The 16,524-nt window shown below is 71.5% G+C and carries 15 protein-coding genes and 2 pseudogenes; 9 read left to right on the top strand and 8 right to left on the bottom strand.

What is annotated here, in order from left to right:
* Nucleotides 1–16 precede the first annotated feature (16 nt).
* Nucleotides 17–796 carry a DeoR/GlpR family DNA-binding transcription regulator gene (locus tag ABZ396_RS16940; RefSeq protein ID WP_358918231.1) on the bottom strand — a complete coding sequence of 260 codons (780 nt, stop codon included), beginning with the start codon at nucleotides 794–796 and terminating at the stop codon, nucleotides 17–19.
* A gap of 122 nt (nucleotides 797–918) precedes the next feature.
* On the opposite strand from ABZ396_RS16940, the gene ABZ396_RS16935 reads away from it, so the two are divergent.
* Both ABZ396_RS16935 and ABZ396_RS16930 read left to right on the top strand, forming a co-directional pair.
* Nucleotides 919–1,812, top strand: a complete 894-nt coding sequence (locus ABZ396_RS16935) for an SIS domain-containing protein (RefSeq protein WP_358918229.1) — start codon at nucleotides 919–921, stop codon at nucleotides 1,810–1,812.
* Between the two features lie 2 nt (nucleotides 1,813–1,814).
* Nucleotides 1,815–2,675, top strand: a complete 861-nt coding sequence (locus ABZ396_RS16930) for a class II fructose-bisphosphate aldolase (protein ID WP_358918227.1) — start codon at nucleotides 1,815–1,817, stop codon at nucleotides 2,673–2,675.
* Here the strand turns inward: ABZ396_RS16930 and ABZ396_RS16925 are convergent.
* A complete protein-coding gene (locus ABZ396_RS16925) occupies nucleotides 2,662–3,792 on the bottom strand; it encodes a methyltransferase (protein ID WP_358918225.1) in 1,131 nt (376 codons plus the stop codon). The genes ABZ396_RS16930 and ABZ396_RS16925 overlap by 14 nt on opposite strands.
* Nucleotides 3,793–3,859: 67 nt before the next feature.
* On the opposite strand from ABZ396_RS16925, the gene ABZ396_RS16920 reads away from it, so the two are divergent.
* Nucleotides 3,860–4,510: an alpha-ketoglutarate-dependent dioxygenase AlkB gene (locus ABZ396_RS16920; protein ID WP_358918223.1), complete on the top strand. Its 651-nt coding sequence runs from the start codon at nucleotides 3,860–3,862 to the stop codon at nucleotides 4,508–4,510.
* A gap of 150 nt (nucleotides 4,511–4,660) precedes the next feature.
* The gene (locus ABZ396_RS16915; RefSeq protein WP_358918221.1) at nucleotides 4,661–5,896 is read left to right on the top strand and encodes an ROK family protein; all 1,236 of its coding nucleotides are present in this window, start codon (nucleotides 4,661–4,663) and stop codon (nucleotides 5,894–5,896) included.
* 69 nt (nucleotides 5,897–5,965) lie between these two features.
* Here the strand turns inward: ABZ396_RS16915 and ABZ396_RS16910 are convergent.
* Both ABZ396_RS16910 and ABZ396_RS16905 read right to left on the bottom strand, forming a co-directional pair.
* Nucleotides 5,966–6,551 (bottom strand): annotated as a pseudogene (locus ABZ396_RS16910) (DUF4865 family protein).
* Nucleotides 6,552–6,556: 5 nt separating this feature from the next.
* Nucleotides 6,557–7,111 (bottom strand): TetR/AcrR family transcriptional regulator, encoded by a 555-nt coding sequence (locus tag ABZ396_RS16905; RefSeq protein ID WP_358918219.1) that lies wholly within the window; start codon nucleotides 7,109–7,111, stop codon nucleotides 6,557–6,559.
* Between the two features lie 225 nt (nucleotides 7,112–7,336).
* Between ABZ396_RS16905 and ABZ396_RS16900 the strand changes: the two genes are divergently transcribed.
* The 4 genes from ABZ396_RS16900 to ABZ396_RS16885 all read left to right on the top strand — a co-directional run bounded on the left by ABZ396_RS16900 (nucleotide 7,337) and on the right by ABZ396_RS16885 (nucleotide 11,331).
* The gene (locus ABZ396_RS16900) at nucleotides 7,337–7,609 is read left to right on the top strand and encodes an SHOCT domain-containing protein (RefSeq protein ID WP_358918217.1); all 273 of its coding nucleotides are present in this window, start codon (nucleotides 7,337–7,339) and stop codon (nucleotides 7,607–7,609) included.
* A complete protein-coding gene (locus ABZ396_RS16895) occupies nucleotides 7,606–8,355 on the top strand; it encodes an ABC transporter ATP-binding protein (protein WP_358918216.1) in 750 nt (249 codons plus the stop codon). The genes ABZ396_RS16900 and ABZ396_RS16895 overlap by 4 nt, the downstream gene beginning before the upstream one ends.
* Nucleotides 8,352–10,913 (top strand): FtsX-like permease family protein, encoded by a 2,562-nt coding sequence (locus tag ABZ396_RS16890; RefSeq protein ID WP_358918214.1) that lies wholly within the window; start codon nucleotides 8,352–8,354, stop codon nucleotides 10,911–10,913. Before ABZ396_RS16895 ends, ABZ396_RS16890 begins: the two co-directional genes overlap by 4 nt.
* Nucleotides 10,914–11,055: 142 nt before the next feature.
* Nucleotides 11,056–11,331, top strand: coding sequence for a DUF397 domain-containing protein (locus ABZ396_RS16885; RefSeq protein WP_358918213.1), 276 nt, complete (start codon nucleotides 11,056–11,058; stop codon nucleotides 11,329–11,331).
* A 1-nt stretch (nucleotide 11,332) separates the two neighbouring features.
* On the opposite strand, the gene ABZ396_RS16880 is transcribed toward ABZ396_RS16885, so the two are convergent.
* The 4 genes from ABZ396_RS16880 to ABZ396_RS16865 all read right to left on the bottom strand — a co-directional run bounded on the left by ABZ396_RS16880 (nucleotide 11,333) and on the right by ABZ396_RS16865 (nucleotide 14,516).
* Nucleotides 11,333–12,328 carry an IPT/TIG domain-containing protein gene (locus ABZ396_RS16880; protein ID WP_358918211.1) on the bottom strand — a complete coding sequence of 332 codons (996 nt, stop codon included), beginning with the start codon at nucleotides 12,326–12,328 and terminating at the stop codon, nucleotides 11,333–11,335.
* A gap of 151 nt (nucleotides 12,329–12,479) precedes the next feature.
* Nucleotides 12,480–13,268: an IPT/TIG domain-containing protein gene (locus tag ABZ396_RS16875; RefSeq protein ID WP_358918209.1), complete on the bottom strand. Its 789-nt coding sequence runs from the start codon at nucleotides 13,266–13,268 to the stop codon at nucleotides 12,480–12,482.
* A gap of 874 nt (nucleotides 13,269–14,142) precedes the next feature.
* Entirely contained in the window at nucleotides 14,143–14,325 is a 183-nt protein-coding gene (locus ABZ396_RS16870) for a hypothetical protein (RefSeq protein ID WP_358918207.1), read from the bottom strand.
* The gene (locus ABZ396_RS16865; protein ID WP_358918205.1) at nucleotides 14,322–14,516 is read right to left on the bottom strand and encodes a hypothetical protein; all 195 of its coding nucleotides are present in this window, start codon (nucleotides 14,514–14,516) and stop codon (nucleotides 14,322–14,324) included. The genes ABZ396_RS16870 and ABZ396_RS16865 overlap by 4 nt, the downstream gene beginning before the upstream one ends.
* Nucleotides 14,517–15,621: 1,105 nt before the next feature.
* Here ABZ396_RS16865 and ABZ396_RS16860 point away from each other — a divergent pair.
* Nucleotides 15,622–16,524 (top strand): annotated as a pseudogene (locus ABZ396_RS16860) (hypothetical protein); the annotation flags it as partial.

The raw sequence follows: 16,524 nt of genomic DNA, 5'->3' as shown, positions 1-16,524 counted from the left end.
GGGGTCCGCGGCAGCGTCACACGATCACGACCCGGATCCCCGCCTCCTCGAACCGGCGCACATCCTCCGGCGCCGCCGCCGTGTCCGTCACCAGCGTGTCCACCAGCTCCGCCGCGCAGATCCGGGCGAACGCCCGCCCGCCCAGCTTGCTGGAGTCGGCGGCGACGATCACGCGGGCGGCGCGCTCGCACAGCAGCCTGTTGATCGCGGCCTCCGCCTCGTCGTGGGCCGCGGCCCCGTGCACGACGTCGAAGGCGACCACCCCGAGCACCGCCACATCGAGCGTGATCTGACCCAGCACGCCGTCCGCGAGCGGCCCGATGAGCTCGTACGACTGCGGGCGCGCCACCCCACCCGTCACCACGATCTTGAACTGGGGCCGTACAGCCAGCTCGTTGGCGATGTTGAGTGCGTTCGTGACGACCGTCAGCGCCGGCGTGCCGGTGGTGAGGTCCCCGCGCACGGCCAGGGCGCGGGCCACCTCCGTGGTGGTCGTACCGCCGGTCAGCCCCACCGCCTCGCCGGGCGCGACAAGTTCCGCCACCGCCTTGGCGATCCGCTGCTTCTCCGAGGCCCGCCGGGCGGTCTTGTAGCGCAACGGCAGTTCGTACGACACCCCGTGCACCACCGCCCCGCCCCGGGTGCGCACCAGCATCTGCTGCTCGGCGAGTTGGTCGAGGTCCCGGCGGATCGTCGCCGCCGACACCGCCAGCTCTGCCGCCGCCTCCTCGACCTCCAGGCGGCCGCGCTCGACGAGCAACTCGAGCAGCGCCTTCCAGCGGGCGTCGCGCGACATCCGCCGCCTCCGTTCCTCGATCTCCTGGCGACCCTAACGCACCCCATCTTCGACAGAGTGCTTGATTATGCTCGAAAGTCGCCTCTATCTTGCAAGAACAATCAAATCCGGGAGGGTGCGGCATGACGCATGTCGAGGACGAGCTGTACAGCCAGCCCGAGTGCTGGATACGGGTCGCGGGAGAGGCGGGGCGGCACGCGGGGGCGCTGCCGGCGGCGGGGGAGCGGGTCGCGATCGTCGGATGCGGCACCTCGTACTACATGGCCCAGGCGGCGGCCGTACTGCGCGAGTCCGCGGGGCAGGGGGAGACAGACGCCTTCGCCGCGTCGGAGTTCCCGCGCGGGCGCTCCTACGACCGGGTGCTCGCCCTGACCCGGTCCGGTACCACCACCGAAGTGCTGGAACTGCTCGGGCGGTTGAAGGGGCGCGTGCGCACGGCCGTGATCACCGCCGACCCCGACACGCCCGCGCCGCGGGCCGCCGACGACCTCGTCCTCCTGGACTTCGCGGACGAACGCTCCGTCGTCCAGACCCGGTTCGCGACCACCGCGCTCACCCTCCTGCGCGCCCACCTCGGCCTGCACACCGACGCGGCGGTCGCCGATGCCCGCGCCACCCTGTCGGCGCCCCTGCCGACCGGGCTCGTCCAGTGCGCGCAGTTCACCTTCCTGGGGCGCGGCTGGACCGTGGGACTCGCCAGCGAGGCCGCGCTGAAGATGCGCGAGGCCTCGCTGTCCTGGACCGAGGCCTACCCGGCGATGGAGTACCGGCACGGCCCGATCGCCGTCACCACCCGCTCCACGGCCACCTGGATGCTCGGCCCGGCGCCCGCCGGACTCGCCGAACAGGTCCGCGCCACCGGGGGACTGTGGGTCGAGGGCACCCTCGATCCGCTCGCCGAACTCGTCCGCGCCCAGCGCCTCGCGGTCGCCGTCGCCGCCGCCCGGGGCCTCGACCCCGACAAGCCGCGCCACCTCACCCGCTCGGTGATCCTCGCCCCGTCCGGGGAGGTGTGACCGTGCCCCTCGCAGCCACCGGTGAGTTGACGACCCGGGCCGCCGAAGCCCGGTCCGCCGTCGCCGCGTTCAACGTGATCACCCTGGAGCATGTGGAGGCCGTCGTCAGCGGCGCCGAGACGGCCGGTTCGCCCGTGGTCCTCCAAGTAAGCGAGAACGCCGTCAAGTTCCGCCACGGACGGCTGCTCCCGCTCGCCCGTGCAGCCACCGCGGCCGCCGAAAGTGCCCGCGTGCCCGTCGCGTTGCACCTCGACCACGTCCAGAGCGACGAGCTGCTCCGGCAGGCGCCCGGAGCCGGCTTCAGCTCCGTGATGTACGACGCATCCCGGCTGCCGTACGCCGAGAACCTCGCAGCGACCGTGGCGGCCGTCGACTGGGCCCACACCCGAGGCCTGTGGATCGAGGCCGAGTTGGGCGAGGTCGGCGGCAAGGACGGCAACCCGCCGCTGGACGCCCATGCGGCCGGCGCACGCACCGATCCCGAGGAGGCACGTGCCTTCGTCGCCGGGACCGGCGTCGACGCGCTGGCCGTGGCGATCGGCAGCTCGCACGCCATGACCACCCGCACCGCGGCCCTCGACCGCGACCTCCTCACACACCTGAGCGCCGCCGTGCCCGTCCCGCTCGTCCTGCACGGCTCCTCCGGAGTCCCGGACGACGGCCTGGTCGCCGCGGTCGCCGGCGGCATCGCCAAGGTCAACGTCGGAACGGCGCTCAACATGGCGATGACCGCCGCGATCCGCCGCTTCCTCGCCGACCACTCCGAGGCGGTCGACTCCCGCGAGTACCTCAGTATCGCCAGGGAGGCGATGGCCCGCGAGGTCACGAGGATCATCGGCGTCCTGGGGACTACCCCCGCTTGACCGCCTTCAGCACCACGAACTTCGGGTCGCTCGCCACCAGTTGGCTGTTGCCGAACAGCCGGCGCAGCTTCACGTGATAACCCAGATGCCGGTTGCCGACCACCCACAGCTCGCCGCCCGGCCGCAGTGCCCGCTTCGCCCCGGTGAACATCCGCCACGCCGTCGCGTCGGTGGTCGTCTGGTGGGAGTGGAACGGCGGGTTGTTCAGCACCAGGTCCACACTGCCGGCCGCGACCCCGGCCAGCCCGTCCCCGACCCGGAACTCGGCATGCCCGGGCACCCCGTTGGCCTTGTAGGTGGCCTCCGCCGAGGCCACCGCCTGGAACGACTCGTCGACGAACAGCACCTCGGCCGTCGGATCGGCCAGCGCCACCGCCGTACCGACGACCCCGTTGCCGCACCCCAGGTCCACGACCCGACGCCCGCCCTCGGGCAGATGCCCGAGGAAGAACCGGGTACCGATGTCGAGCCGGTCGGCACAGAAGACACCCGCGTGGTTGACGACCGTGCGCCCGGAGACCGCGCCGACGCCGTCCGGGAGCTCGTAGCTGTACGGCCACGGATTCGCCGGCCGCCGAAGCGACGGGTCCGGAACGCAGTGGATCAGCCGGGCCTTCTGTTCGGCCAGCGAGGTGCGGGTCGGACCGAGGAGCCGCTCGAACAGCCGCAGCGTCGACGTATGGATCTCCTTCACCATGCCGGTGCCGATCACGACCGTGCCCGCGTGCACGGCGGGCGCCAGCCTGAGCAGCTGGTCCTCCAGCAGCGCGAGGCTCTTCGGCACCCGCACCAGCAGCACGTCCACCCGTTCCGGCGGCGGGTCCTGGGTGGTGCGGAGCTGTACTGCACCCGGCTCGACACCCGCGCGGGCCAGATTCGCCCGGGTCGCCTCCTGGCTCAGGTACGAGTCGGTGATCTGCGTCGGCCGGTGCTCCGCCAGCGCCGTGGCCAGCGCGCCCCAGCGGTCGCCGAGGACCACGACTGTGCCGGACAGCCCGATCCGTTCCCCGGCGAGATGCCTCAGCAGATAGGCGTCGGAGGCGTCCCAGGCACGCAGCCGGTCGCTCGGATCCTGAGGGAAGCGGGACAGCTCGTACTCGCCCCACGCAGTCGTCATACGGTCGCTCATCGTGCGTCCAGGCTAGCGGAGCCGCAGCTCAGACCCGGTCGGGCAGGATGGGGGCATGGAGGACGAACTGTTCCCGAGGGCGTGCGCCCAGCTCGCGCCTGGCGCCGTGCACGTCCCCGACTGGCTGAGCGCGCAGCGGCAGCGTGAGCTGCTGGGCGCCTGCCGGGAGTGGGCACGGCCACCCGCCGGACTACGCACGGTCCGGACGCCGCAAGGCGGGACCATGACCGCCCGCCAGGTGTGTCTGGGCTGGCACTGGTACCCGTACGCCTATGCCCGCGCGGCCGTCGACGGCGACCGCAGCCCCGTGAAGCCGTTCCCGCCCTGGCTCGACGATCTGGGCCGCCGCGCGGTGACCGACGCGCTGGGCCCACAGGCGGTGGGCGGATTGTCGTACGACATCGCACTGATCAATTTCTACGATGCCGACGCGAGGATGGGTATGCACCGGGACACGGACGAGAAGTCGGACGCACCGGTGGTGTCACTGAGCCTGGGGGACACGTGTGTGTTCCGCTTCGGGAACACGGAGAGCAGGGGCAAGCCGTACACGGACGTGGAACTGCGGTCGGGGGACCTGTTCGTGTTCGGGGCTGAGTCGCGACTCGCCTATCACGGGGTGCCTCGGGTCTACCCGGGGACGGGACCCTCGGAGCTGGGTCTGACCGGTCGCCTGAACGTCACGCTGAGAGTGAGTGGATTTTGACACGCCTCGCTCGGAGCGCCCCCTCATGGTGCGGGGCTGTATCGATGTGCGGCTCCGCCCCCCGTGGGCGCGACCAGCCACGACGGTGCCGCACTGTTCGCACGGCGCTCGCGACCAAGCAGAACTACGGATCATGGGAGACTCGCTCTCATGAGCGGCAAGGCGGCCCCCCGCCCGACGGGGGAAGGGACCTCGAGGATGAGACTGGACCGAGGACGCGGCGCACTCGGCCCCGCACTGGAACTCGTACACACCGGCCGCGCCCCCACCCGCGCCGTGCTCACCGCGGAACTCGGCGTCACCCGGGCCACGGCCGGCGCCGTCGCCGCCGAACTGGAGGCGCTCGGCCTGATCAGGGTCGACGCCCACCCGGGCGCCGCGGCCGGGTCGCAGGGCCGGCCCTCGCACCGCCTTGAGGTCGCCGAGGACGGCCCCGTCGTGCTCGCCGCACAGGTCCACGCCGACGGTTTCCGCGCCGCGCTGGTCGGCCTGGGCGGCCGCATCGTCGCCACCGCCCCCGGCTGCGAGACGGTCGAGGCCGACCCGGCGAAGGTGCTCGGCTCGGTGGTGGAGGCGGGCGCCGACCTGCTCCGCACCACCGGCCTCCGCTGCGTCGGCGCCGGCCTCGCCGTGCCGTCCGCCGTCGCCGAACCGGAGGGCCTCGCCCTCAACCCGCTGCACCTGGCCTGGCCGGTGGGCGCACCGGTGCGCCGGATCTTCGCGGAGTGCGTGCGCGCGGCAGGGATCACCGGACCGGCCTTCGCGGCCAACGACGTGAACCTGGCGGCGCTCGCCGAGCACCGGCACGGCGCGGGCCGTGGCGCCCGCGATCTGCTGTGCGTGGCGACCGGGCACCGGGGCGTCGGTGGCGCGCTGGTCCTGGACGGCCGTCTGCACACAGGCAGTTCGGGCCTGGCCCTGGAGGTCGGCCACCTCACCGTCAACCCCGAGGGCCGCCCCTGCCACTGCGGCAGCCGGGGCTGTCTGGACGTCGAGGCGGATCCGCTGGCACTGCTCATCGAGGCGGGCCGCGAGCCCGGCCCCGAGGTGTCGCTGCTCCGGCAGGCCGAGGACCTGGTCCGCGACCACTACGCCGACCCGACCGTCCGCAGGGCCGCCGAGGCCCTGATCGACCGCCTCGGCCTGGGCCTGGCCGGGCTGGTCAACATCCTGAACCCCGACCGCATCATCCTCGGCGGCCTGCACCGCACCCTGCTGGACGCCGACCCCGAGCGGCTACGTGCCGTCGTCGCCGACCGCAGCCTGTGGGGCCAGAGCGGTGGCGTACCGATCCTGCCGTGCACGCTGAGCCACAACAGCCTTGTCGGAGCGGCCGAGTTGGCGTGGCAGCCGGTGCTGGACGATCCGCTGGGGGCACTTCAGTGACGGCCTGCCACTGAGCGGTGAGGCTCCACGGCGCGAGCCACCAGCGGCAGCCGCAAGGACGGAAGGTGCTCACCACTGCCGCCCGCGCGGCAGCCGGTCCCGGCCGGGCGACGACATGTGCAGCACCTGGAACACGTCCCCTTCGGCCTTCGGGGCGTCGTGTGCCCAGAGCGAGAAGTGGACCAGCTCCCAGCGGGCGGTGTCCACGGCGGCCGCCGCCAGCACGGCACCGTCCTCGCCCGCGACCCGCGCCGTCTCCCGCGTCACCTCCGCCATCAGCCCGGACAGCTCGGCCCCGTCCGGCACCGGCTCCCGCCGCCGTACCGCGAAGGCCGCAAGCGAGTCGGGCGCGCCGCCCTCCTCGTACGCCAGGCCCGACCACTGCCGTGCCTCGGGCCGCCCGAAGTCGTTCACGAGACCCTGGAAGGCGCCTCCCCACAGGAAGCGGTTCATGCCCTCCATGGTGTTCCAGAGGTAGAACCGGCGCGTACTGGTTGACGGGTGAGCCGTGGGCACCGCGCTCGCGGAGCAGGTACGTCTTGAAGCCGAGACCGTCCCAGTCGTCGAGCAGATGCCCGACGCGGGCCACCCGGTCCCGGATGATGCCCGTGTCGTAGTCGGCGGGCCGGGTCAGCTCGTACTGCAGGGCGTGCACGTGCGTCAACTCCTCAGCAGCGACAGGAGGCCGCGCGCGCCGGCGTCGAACGCGGCGGGCGAGCCGGAGGCACGGGCGAGGACGTAACCCCCCTGCAGGGTCGCGAGGACCGTCGCGGCGATCTCCTCGCCGTCCAACCGGGGCCCGAACTGCCCCTGCTCCTTGCCCTCTTCGACGATCCCGGCGATCAGCTCCTGGATCCGGTCGAGCGTCTCGTCGACGGGCGCCCGCAGTTCGTCGCTCGCGATGACGTCCGGGTCCATGGTCAGCCGTCCGACCGGGCAGCCGCGCAGCACATCGCGCTCGCGCCGCAGATACGCCTCGATCCGCTCGTACGGCGTGCCCGGCCCGGTGAGTACTCCCTCGGCGGTAGCCAGCAACTCCTCGGCGGTCCGCCGGATCGCGGCAAGTGCCAGGTCCGGCTTGCCCTTGAAATGGTGGTACATGCTGCCCTGGCCGGCTCCGGCGCGCTCCAGGATCGCCTTCGGGCTCGTGCCGACGTAACCGCGCTCCCACAGCAGCTCACGGGTGGACTCGATCAACCGCTCCGACGTGCTCATGCGCCGACTGTACATACTAGTAGTTACAGAACGCCAACCCTGAGGGGAGCAGACGCCCTTCGCCCGTGTACTCCCCGGGAGGTACGGCCACTGCCGCCGGCCGCACGACGACCCGGACCACTCCCCGGAGCCAGTCTCTAGGCATCACACCAAGCCCCTTTCGACGAGGTTCGACGAGGTTCGGAAAACGGCGACAAGGGGCGACGACAAGGGAGTTGAACCGAGATGCAGACCCTGGCGAACTGGGACGGCGGGCCCGGCCCGTGGATCCTGTTCTTCCCGCTGATCTGGGCGGCCGTCGTGATCGGCGTCGTCACCGTCCTGCGCCGCACCGCGTGGCGCGGGCGCGGCGGCCCCTGGCGCCCGGCCGGCGACTCGCCGCTCGCCGTCCTCGGCCGCCGCTTCGCCTCCGGCGAGATCGACGAGGACGAGTACTGGCGGCGGTCGTCCGTCCTGGAGGAGCAGTTCGGCCGTATCGGCAAGGGCGGTGCGGCATGAGCACGACGACCGCAGTGCGGGCCGCGGCCCGCGTCGTGGGTGCCGTAAAGGTGTACGGCGGGGGCGACACCGCCGTACGCGCCCTGGACGGCGTGGACGTGGCGTTCCCGGAAGGACGCTTCACCGCGATCATGGGCCCGTCCGGCTCCGGCAAGTCCACCCTGATGCACTGCGCGGCCGGCCTCGACACCCTCACCTCGGGCTCCGCCTGGATCGGCGACACCGAGCTGGGCAAGCTCGACGACCGCCGGCTGACACTGCTGCGCCGCGACCGGGTCGGCTTCGTGTTCCAGGCGTTCAACCTGGTGCCGACGCTGACCGTCGCCGAGAACATCACCCTGCCGCTGGACCTGGCGGGCGGCAGCGGCGACCCGGAGTGGATCGAAGCGCTCGTCGACGTCGTCGGGCTGCGCGACCGGCTGCACCACCGCCCCTCCGAACTCTCCGGCGGCCAGCAGCAACGCGTCGCGGTGGCACGGGCGTTCGCCGGCCGCCCGGAGGTGGTCTTCGCCGACGAGCCCACCGGCAACCTCGACTCCCGCTCCGGCGCCGAGGTCCTCGGCCTGCTCGGCGACGCCGTACGGCAGACGGGCCGCACGGTCGTCATGGTCACCCACGACCCGGTGGCCGCCGCCCACGCCGACGAGGTCGTCTTCCTCGCCGACGGGCGCCTGGTCGACCGGATGGAGTCCCCGACCGCCGACACGGTCCTGGACCGGATGAAGGCCTTCGAGGTGCGGTCATGAATGCCTCCGTACGACTGAGTCTGTCCTCCCTGCGCGCCCACCGGCGCCGGTTCGCCGGCACCTTCCTCGCCGTCTTCCTCGGGGTCGCCTTCCTGGCCGGCACCCTGGTCATGGGCGACACGCTGCGCGCCAGCTTCGACTCGATGTTCGGCAAGGCCACCAGCGGCACGGACGCCGTGGTGCGCGGCGCCGACGCCATCACCACCCCGGGCGAGGCGCAGGGCGTACGGCGGCCGGTTCCCACCTCCCTGGTGAAGGCCGTCGAGGAGGTGCCCGGCGTCGCGGCCGCCGCCCCGAACATCCAGGGCGCAGGCCAGCTGGTCGGCGCCAACGGCAAGCCCATCGGCGGCAAGGGCCCGCCGACTTTGGCCGGCAACTGGATCACGGACCCGAAGCTCAACTCCTACCGGATCGCCGAGGGCCGAGCCCCCGCCAGGTCAGGGGAGGTCGTGGTCAATCGGGGAGCCGCGAAGAAGGGCGGCCTGAGGATCGGCGACACGACCGTCCTGCGCACCCCCGACCCCGTCACGGTGACCATCGTCGGCCTCGCGACCTTCGGCGGCGAGGACGGCATGGCCCAGGTGACCTTCACCGGTATGACGCGGGCCGACGCCGAGAAGTACCTCACCGCGAAGCCCGGAGAGGCGGCGGGCATCCTGGTGCGGGCCGGACCCGGGGTCGGTCAGAAGGAGCTGGTCGACCGGCTGACTCCCGTGCTGCCCAGGGGAGTCGAGGCGATCACCGGCCAGGAGTCGGCCCAGGAGAACACCGACATGATCTCCAGTCAGTTCCTGACCGTCTTCACGACCCTCCTGCTCGTCTTCTCCGGGATCGCCCTGCTGGTCGCGACCTTCTCCATCCACAACACCTTCGCCATCGTCGTCGCCCAACGCACCCGGGAAAACGCCCTGTTGCGCGCTCTCGGCGCCTCCCGCCGCCAGGTGACCGCGGCGACCCTGACGGAGGCGAGCGTCGTGGCCGTCGTGGCGTCCGCCGTCGGGCTCGCGGGCGGCATCGGGATCGCCGCCGGGCTGCAGGCGCTCTTCCCGGCGATCGGATTCCCGTTCCCCGAGGGTGACTTGGTGGTCAAGACGCTCTCGATGGCCCTCCCGCTCGCGGTCGGTGTCGTCGTCTGCCTCGGCTCCGCCCTGCTGCCCGCCGTGCGCGCCGGACGCACGGCCCCGCTCGCCGCCCTGCGCGAGACCGCCGTCGACTCCTCAGGCGCGTCCAGCCTCCGCACGGTGGTCGGAGGGGGTCTGGGCGCCCTGGCCGTCGCCCTCGCCCTCACCGGCGTGCTGGTCTCCCCGTCCGTCTGGCTGGCGGGACTCGGCGCCCTGCTGGCCCTGGTCTCCTTCGTGATCCTGGGCCCGGTCGCCGCCACCACGGCCGTACGACTCCTCGGCGGCCCCCTCGGCCGGCTGCGCGGAGTGACCGGCGCCCTCGCCCGCCGCAACGCCCTGCGCAGCCCCAAACGGACCGCCGCCACCGCGAGCGCACTGATGATCGGCGTGGCCGTCGTCTCGCTCTTCACCGTGTTCGGCGCGTCCCTGAAGGCGACCATGGACCAGACCGTCTCCCGGTCCTTCGCCGGCGACCTCGCCGTGAGCAACCCGTCCTTCGGCGCGGGCGGCAGCGGACTGAGCCCCCGCCTGGCCCCGGTGCTCCAGCGGCTCCCGGAGGTGGAAACCGCCGTCGGACTCGGTCGTGGAGTCGCCGAAGTGGACGGCAAGGGACGGGCACTGACGGTCACCGACCCCGTCGCCCTCGCCCACACCTTCGACCTCGGAACCGTCCAGGGCTCACTCACCCGGCTCGGTACCGACGGCATCGCCATCACCCGAACGGAGGCCGACCGGCAGCACCTGCACACCGGGGACACCGCCCGACTCGCCTTCACCGACGGCAAGCAGCAGAACTTCACCGTCCGTGCGGTCTACGGCCGGTCCGAACTCGCCGGTGACTACGTCATCACCCGTGCCGCCTGGGCCCCGCACCGCGTCCAGGACTCCGACACCCTGGTGGCCGTCGCCCTCAGGTCCGGGGTGAGCGCGGACACGGGCAAGGCGGCGGTGGCGAAGGTGGCCGCACAGTACGGCAACCCGCAGGTGCAGACCCGGGACGAGTACGCGCAGTCCTCGGCCGCCGGCATCGACATGATGCTCACCCTCGTCTACGCCTTGCTCGCACTCGCCGTCCTCATCGCCTTGCTCGGCATCGCCAACACGCTGACCCTCGCGCTACACGAACGCACCCGGGAACTGGGCCTCTTGCGGGCCGTCGGCCAGACGCGCCCCCAACTGCGGGCCATGGTCCGCTGGGAGTCGGTCCTGGTCGCCGCCTTCGGCACGGCCGGCGGACTCGGCCTCGGCGCCTTCCTCGGCTGGGTCCTGGTGAAGGCCTCGGACGGCACGAGCGACACGGCGTTCGCCTTCGCCGTCCCGCCTGTCCAGCTGGTCGTCGTGGCCCTGGTGGGCGTGGCGGCGGGCGCCCTGGCGGGCCTGCGCCCGGCCCGGCGGGCGGCACGCCTGGACGTGCTGCGGGCCATCGCCATGGATTGACGCCCTCTCCTGCCCGAGGGCAGGAGATTCCGGTCCGTACCGCTACGCGGTACCACCTTGGGTTCCTCTCCGCCTTGCTGCACGAGAAGGTCACCCTCAACCAGGCCGCGGTCGCGCTGATGCAACGGCCCACCAAGCCCGAGTGTTGACCCCCGGCGCCCATCTCCGGGTCGCACTCGATGCAACAACCCCGCGGCCGGTGTCAGTGCAGGATCAGCACGGCCTGGCAGAAGGGGGTGAGCAGGCGGGTCTTCCTGCGGGTGCGCGTCAAGCGGGGCGACTGCGTCGAGTCGCCGACGGAGTCCCCAGTGTCGTCCCGGTCCGGGACAGCAAAGCGCCCGGTGGGGCTGTGCTGTTGACCGGGGCGGCTGCCTGGACGGAGTTCATCGGAGCCGTGGGGACCGCCCCGGCGTTGTGAGTCACGGTGTGTACTGGTAGCTGGCGCTGCTGGTGCCGCCCGGACTGTGGACGAGGACGGCGACGGTGCCGGAGGTGCCTCCTGGCGCGACGGCCACGACCTTGGTGTCGGAGACGGTGACGAACGGGGCCAGGATGCCGCCGACCCTGACACTGTCCGTGTAGGTCAAGTTACTCCCGGTGATGGTGATGCTGTTTCCGCCGGCGGCCGGCCCCTGGTTGGGGCTGAGACTGGTGATGACCGGCTGCCCGACGTAGGTGTAGTAAGGATTGCCGACGCCGGGAAGGCTCGTGCCGCCCGGCGTGGTGGCGGTGACGCTGACGGTTCCGGAGCCGAGCGGGACTAGGGCGGTGATCTCGCCGTCCGAGACGACGCTGAAGCTGGCGGACGTGCGGGATCCGAAGCGTACGGTGCTGATGAGGGACAGGTTGCTCCCCGTGACAGTCACGGTGTTGCCGCCCAGGGGTGGCCCCAGGGCAGGGGAGACGTCGTCGACAGTCGGTAGGGGGACGTAGAAGTACGGCAACGGGGTGCTGGTGCCTCCCGCTGTGGTGACCGTGAGGTTGACCGGAGCCGCCGCACCGGCGGGGGGCTGGACGGTGATCTGTGTGCTGGTGTTGCCGGTGATGGTGGCGCTGTGGCTGCCGAACATGACCGCACTGGTGCCGGAGAGATTGGTGCCCGTGATGGTGACGGTGTTCCCTCCGGCCGTAGGGCCCTGGTTCGGAGCGATCGAGCTGACGACCGGGCTGGGAAGGTAGGTGAAGGTCGCGCTGTTGCTGGTGCCGTCCGAGGAGGTGACGGTGACGGCGGACGAGCCCGACCCCGCGGGGGCAGTGCAACTGATCTTCGTGTCGCTGAGCGCGGCGAACTGGGCCGGGTTCGTCCCGAATGTCACTGACGATGCGCCGGTGAAGCCGCTGCCGGTGAGGGTGACAGCCGTACCGCCGGCGGCCGATCCCTGGTTGCGGCTGATGCTGTTGATGATCGGCGCCATGACGTGCTCCTTTCCACGTGGTGGGGTGGGCGCCCCGTGCCCGGTCAGGAGCGGGGTCGGGGCACGGCGGTCCGTGCACTCCCGAGTGGGTGTGTGCCCAGGGGCGGCCCTCGTCGGGGGAGACGATGGGCGGCCCCTGGGCGGTGGAGGGTCAGGCCGCGGTGAACACGTCGCCGGCGACGGCCGGGCTAGTACCGCCGGGGGTGACGACCTGGATGTCGTAGGTGGCGGTCGCGGTGAGCCCGGCGGGGACGACGGCGACCAGCTGAGTCTCGGAGATGGGGGTGAAGCTACTCGCCGAGATCGATGCGCCACCGCCGGTCGGTGTGAAAGTCACGTCGCTGACACTGTCGAAGCAAGTGCCCGTGACGGTGACGTTGATGTCGGCCGCCCCCGAGGTCGGACTGATTCCGGTGACGGCGGGGGCGTTGTAGTAGACGAACTGGTCGCTGACGCCCGTGGTGCTGGTGCCGCCCGGGGTGGTGACGGTGATGTCCACGGTGTCCAGGCAGCCGGTGAAGGCTCCGTGCGCGGGAGCCGTGACGCTGAGCTGGCTGTCGTTGACCACGGCCATCCCGGTGCCCGCGCCGATGGCGCCGAAGGTCACCGCGGTGGCGTTGAGGAAGCCGCTGCCGTTGACGGTGATGGAGCCGGGGCTGGCCGCGCCCGAGGCAGGGCTCACGGACGAGACGGCGGGGGTGGCGGCGTAGAAGAACGGCAGGGAGTTGGTGGTCGACGTTCCGGCCGTCACGTTGACGTTGTACTGCCCGGCGCACAGCGACGGGATGGTGCAGGTGATCTGCGTGCTGCTGACGACGGTGGCGGTGGCCGACTTGTTGCCGAAGTTCACCTTGGTGGCGCTCGACAGGCCGGTTCCGTTGATCGTCAGGGTCTGCCCGACCGAGCCGGGGCTGCCCGTGGAGGAGGTGATGGTTGCCATGATGCGTCCTTTCGCAGTTGGCCGTGTGATCGGCTGGTTGCGTGGGCCGAACGGCCTTGTGGGCATGGGTGTTCCAGAGGACAAGGCTTGGTGGCCTGTCCGATGGCCGGCTGAACGGTGGGGTGTCCGGCGCAGGCGCATGGTCGTGCTGGCCGTGCCGCTGGTGAGGTCCTTGCGCCACCGGCTTGGCGATGGCGCCTCCCGACAGACCACCGACGCGCCGTGGACTGTGAAGGGGGTGCGGGTTAGTTCGAGCCGGATGCGCATGGAGAGAAGGGGAGGAGCCCCAGCGACCTCGCGCATCCGGGAGCCTGCGGCACACATGGCCGGGCGGCGTCCCGGCTCGGCCCGGTACCGTGACCGAAGTTCGTGACGTGCACAGCCTCACCGGAATTGCGGCTCGTCCCAAGCTGGTTCGACGGCGAGGATGTGACAGGGAAGGACGGAGGCGGTCGAAAGTCTCGCGGCGACCGGCAACGAGACACCTGTTGTACGCGAACGCGGTCTCACTGCACGCGCCAAAGACGTGGCGGCGTCGACTTCAGCTGCAGCTGAGCATGGCACCACTTCCGATTTCTTACGATGTGCGTTGCGAGCCGAGAACCGGCAGAGAATTTTCACTCGCTGGAAGCCAACCGCGCCGCTGACGGCTCCGAACGCGGAGCGGGATAATCCCGAACACAGAGGCGGATGACTCGGCCAGTCCGACAACAGTCAGTAATCCATCTGGGTGGCCATCATCGCAAGAGAGTGACAGCCAAACCCCTCATTCGAGGGAGCGCACCACCATCCGCCTCTACAGGGCGTGCCACCAGCGCAAATGGCCCGGAAAGCCGCACTCCGGCGCGACTCGGCCTGAAAATATCACTGCGTTTCACGCAGTGCCCTGGGGAGAGCCCTGATCGTCCGGTTTGATCACGGGATCCCGTGGAGGGCGAGGACGGTTTCGGGTCTCGGTCTGCCACTTCTTCGCGCCGATGCGGCGGCGCCCACGGTGGATGCGTACTACCTGGCGGGCGTGCGAGAAGCGCAGCCCGTTGACGGTGACGACCTTCACCTCGCGTACCTCCTCACGACCGTGGGCACGGTCACGGGAGTGGCCAAGGACGGAGACGTGGCTCCAGGGAAGCGTCCTTGACTGCCCTGCCAGAAGGGGCGGTTGTCCTTCACGGACAGCAGGTAGTGGGCGCGGCGGTCCTCGACGAGATAGCGGGCGTGGTCCTTTTGGGCGTGCAGGGCGTCCACCATGACAACGGCGTCGCCCAGGTCCGCGTCGTCGACGGTGTCCAGGAGTGGAGCGAATTCCGGTATTTCGTTGCCTCTTGGCGCCGATCTCGCGCAGTGCTGCGGTCAGGGCGTCGTCGTGGCGGACGGCGGTGATGACGAACACGCGGGTGCCGTCTTGCCGGACCGCTCCGCACAGGCACTTGCCGTCCACGGCGAACGCGCGACGGCGCAGTTGCCCGTCCGGGCGGCGGGCGGCTGCCTGATGGGAACGGCGCTGTTCCCGCTCGGGCCCGCCATCGGGGCACAGTGCCCCCGCAGCCGGCGGCGTCAACGCGGCAAGCCGGACGAAGCCGACTGCGGTCAGCGCGGCAGCGTCCACCCGCGCGAAGACATCCCGCAAGGTCCGCTCACCCGGGGGCCTGAAGCGGCCGGTGAACGCGGCCGGCACCGTCTGGTCGCAGCGGCGTGCCCACTCGGCAATCTCCGCCCCGGGAGTTGTGGCCCGCACTGGTCATCGCGCACACGACCACCGCGAGCAGCGTCGCCAGCTTCAAAACACCGGTCACACGGATCGGGATGCGGATCTTGAAGCGGGAGAACTCCAAGCGCCGTGCTCACCTCGCATCCGGAATCCGCTCGCGCTCTACATAGTCAAACCGGCCGAATGCGACTCTCCCCGAGGTCTGGGTGAATGGGGGTGCCCTTGCGGACTGATCTCCGCCCCCTCTCGTATTACTTGACAGATTATATGATTTTCGAGCTTCCCGAGCGATATATATGCAGCGTTTGAGTCATTACGGTCGTGTTGTCTGATGTTGCTGAAAGCATATGCAGTTGGCTGTCCTCATCTCATTCTTCACAGTTCGCCAGGAAAGGCACGGTGGGTTTGGTGTATGGGGCTGTCAAGACCAGGAGAGTCTCGTTTCTGGCACTCGGAGCAGCGAGTCTCGGCCTTACCTGGTGCCTCTGCGGCCCTGTTGCCACGCAGGCGCAGCCTGTCGCGGGCCGGGCGCATGCTCAGGCCGACGCCTCGCAGGCGGTGCGGATCGCTCAGGAGGCGGGGGCGAGAAGGAATCACAAGCGCCTTCGGCCGGCGGTCACGGGGACGGTCACCGCGAGGACCGGTGTGAGCATCCGTGAGCAGCCCACGACCAACTCGGCGACCCTCGGCTCGTTCCGGTCCGGGGCGCACGTCAGCATCCTGTGCTGGGACACGGGCGCTCCCATCGACAGGAACACCGTCTGGTACCGGCTGGCGGGCCGTCCCGGCTGGGTGACCGCACGCTGGGTCGCCGCGACCGGCGTGCCGTTCTGCGGCGCGGTCACCGGTCCCACCGGTCCCACCGGCCCGACCGGCCCTCAGGGCCCCAACGGCGCCACAGGTGCGACCGGCCCGACGGGTGCGACGGGTGCGGCAGGAGTGGACGGTGCGACCGGCCCGACCGGCCCGACCGGCCCGACCGGCGCGACGGGTGCGACGGGTGCGGCAGGAGTGGACGGCGCGACCGGTCCGACGGGTGCGGCAGGTGCGACCGGCCCGACGGGTGCGACGGGTGCGGCGGGAGTGGACGGCGCTACAGGTGCGACCGGGCCGGCCGGCGCGACGGGGCCGACGGGTGCGGCGGGAGTGGACGGCGCTACAGGTGCGACCGGGCCGGCCGGCGCGACGGGGCCGACGGGTGCGGCGGGAGTGGACGGCGCCACAGGTGCGACCGGCCCGACCGGCCCGACCGGCGCGGCAGGAGTAGACGGTGCCACAGGTGCGACCGGCCCGACGGGTGCGACGGGTGCGACGGGTGCGACGGGTGCGGCAGGAGTGGACGGTGCGACCGGCCCGACCGGCGCGACCGGCGCGGCAGGAGTGGACGGTGCGACCGGCCCGACGGGTGCGGCAGGAGTGGACGGTGCGACCGGCCCGACCGGCCCGACCGGCCCGACCGGCGCGGCAGGAGTGGACGGTGCGACCGGCCCGACGGGTGCGGCAGGAGTGGACGGTGCGACCGGCCCGACCGGCCCGACCGGCCCGACC

Origin of the sequence: Streptomyces sp. NPDC005866 (genome assembly GCF_040629895.1) — a bacterium.
GTDB lineage: Bacteria > Actinomycetota > Actinomycetes > Streptomycetales > Streptomycetaceae > Streptomyces.
This window is presented reverse-complemented; position numbering and strand designations above follow the sequence as displayed.

Excerpts from the sequence above, each read along its gene's own strand:
- ABZ396_RS16925 (WP_358918225.1), bottom strand. The coding sequence starts at position 3,792 with ATGACGACTGCGTGGGGCGAGTACGAGCTGTCCCGCTTCCCTCAGGAT.
- ABZ396_RS16865 (WP_358918205.1), bottom strand. The coding sequence starts at position 14,516 with ATGGTGGACGCCCTGCACGCCCAAAAGGACCACGCCCGCTATCTCGTC.
- ABZ396_RS16875 (WP_358918209.1), bottom strand. The coding sequence starts at position 13,268 with ATGGCAACCATCACCTCCTCCACGGGCAGCCCCGGCTCGGTCGGGCAG.
- ABZ396_RS16935 (WP_358918229.1), top strand. The coding sequence starts at position 919 with ATGACGCATGTCGAGGACGAGCTGTACAGCCAGCCCGAGTGCTGGATA.
- ABZ396_RS16890 (WP_358918214.1), top strand. The coding sequence starts at position 8,352 with ATGAATGCCTCCGTACGACTGAGTCTGTCCTCCCTGCGCGCCCACCGG.
- ABZ396_RS16900 (WP_358918217.1), top strand. The coding sequence starts at position 7,337 with ATGCAGACCCTGGCGAACTGGGACGGCGGGCCCGGCCCGTGGATCCTG.
- ABZ396_RS16920 (WP_358918223.1), top strand. The coding sequence starts at position 3,860 with ATGGAGGACGAACTGTTCCCGAGGGCGTGCGCCCAGCTCGCGCCTGGC.
- ABZ396_RS16940 (WP_358918231.1), bottom strand. The coding sequence starts at position 796 with ATGTCGCGCGACGCCCGCTGGAAGGCGCTGCTCGAGTTGCTCGTCGAG.
- ABZ396_RS16915 (WP_358918221.1), top strand. The coding sequence starts at position 4,661 with ATGAGCGGCAAGGCGGCCCCCCGCCCGACGGGGGAAGGGACCTCGAGG.
- ABZ396_RS16880 (WP_358918211.1), bottom strand. The coding sequence starts at position 12,328 with ATGGCGCCGATCATCAACAGCATCAGCCGCAACCAGGGATCGGCCGCC.
- ABZ396_RS16895 (WP_358918216.1), top strand. The coding sequence starts at position 7,606 with ATGAGCACGACGACCGCAGTGCGGGCCGCGGCCCGCGTCGTGGGTGCC.
- ABZ396_RS16905 (WP_358918219.1), bottom strand. The coding sequence starts at position 7,111 with ATGAGCACGTCGGAGCGGTTGATCGAGTCCACCCGTGAGCTGCTGTGG.